Source organism: Mesorhizobium sp. M4B.F.Ca.ET.089.01.1.1, assembly GCF_004022605.1.
Taxonomy (GTDB): domain Bacteria; phylum Pseudomonadota; class Alphaproteobacteria; order Rhizobiales; family Rhizobiaceae; genus Mesorhizobium; species Mesorhizobium abyssinicae.
Map to the genome: position 1 here is coordinate 1 of NZ_RZOS01001312.1, position 511 is coordinate 511.

General features: G+C 57.5%; 1 pseudogene. It reads right to left on the minus strand.

Going from position 1 to position 511, the window contains the following annotated elements:
- Positions 1-181: 181 nt before the first annotated feature.
- Positions 182-511, minus strand: a pseudogene (locus EN780_RS37305) (DeoR family transcriptional regulator); the annotation flags it as partial.

Consider the following 511-nt stretch of genomic DNA (forward strand, 5'->3'; position numbering starts at 1 on the left):
GCCGTTGATGCCGCCGCCAATGACAAAAATGTCATGGATCGGTGATGCGTCCAAGAAGTCCTCCAGCGATTTCGCATTGCAGCATTTTTGGTCTTTTGCGAAACCGTCACGGAATTAATTCGAAATAGGAACGAATGTCAAACGAAATATCACAGGCGCGTGATGACGCTGCGGAGGTAGCCTAGCCGAGCGATGTTTCGATCAGTTGAACCTCGGCTTCGTCGCAGATCTTGCGCACCGAGGGGATGTCGCAGCGGTCGGTGATGAAGGTGTTGACCTGCGACAGATGGCCGATGCGGACCGGCGCGGTGCGCTCGAACTTGGTCTGGTCGGAAACCAGGATGACGTGCCTTGCGTTGGCGATGATGGCTTGCGCAACCTTGACCTCGCGAAAGTCGAAATCGAGCAGCGCGCCATCATGGTCGATGGCCGAGGCGCCAATGACGGCGTAGTCGACCTTGAACTGCCGGATGAAATCGACGGCCGCCTCGCCGACGACACCGCCGTCGGA